Origin of the sequence: Mycobacterium sp. E3247 (assembly GCF_001667785.1) — a bacterium.
GTDB lineage: Bacteria > Actinomycetota > Actinomycetes > Mycobacteriales > Mycobacteriaceae > Mycobacterium.
In genome coordinates this window covers 1-580 of sequence record NZ_LZJG01000508.1, presented here as the reverse complement: position 1 = coordinate 580, position 580 = coordinate 1, and the positions used below count along the sequence as shown (strand labels likewise).

At 67.9% G+C, this 580-nt stretch carries 1 protein-coding gene; it reads left to right on the top strand.

Going from position 1 to position 580, the window contains the following annotated elements:
• A partial coding sequence (locus A9X04_RS31160; protein ID WP_369829018.1) for a glycosyltransferase occupies positions 1–580 on the top strand: 580 nt, incomplete at both ends.

Here is a 580-nt window from a genome sequence, read left to right as displayed (position 1 = left end):
TCTGTTTCCCCGGCCTGGCCGCCGAATGGGCGAAGTGGGGCGCTCAACGCCCGTTCGTGGGGTCGCTGACCATGGAGCTGACCACCGACGCCGACGACGAGGTGTTGTCGTGGATTGCCAAGGGCACGCCGCCGATCTGCTTCGGGTTCGGCAGTACAACGGTCGATTCGCCAGCCGACACCATCACCATGATCGGCGAGGCCTGCGCCGAGTTGGGCGAGCGGGCGTTGGTGTGCTCGGGCAAAACCGATTTCAGTGGGGTCGCCCATTCCGACCACGTCAAGGTGGTAGGGGTGGTCAACTACGGGGCGGTCTTTCCCGCTTGCCGGGCGGTGGTGCACCACAGCGGCGCGGGCACCACTGCCGCGGGCCTGCGCGCCGGAGTACCCACCTTGAGCCTTTGGAGCATGAGCGATCAGAAGATCTGGGCGGGCCAGGTGGATCGGCTGAAAGTCGGTGTCGCCCGCCCGTTTTCCCAAACCACGCGCGAGTCGCTGGTGGCCGACCTGCGCCAGATCCTCTCCCCCGACTACGTCTCCCGCGCCCGCGAGCTCGCCGGCCGGATGACCACCCCCGCCGA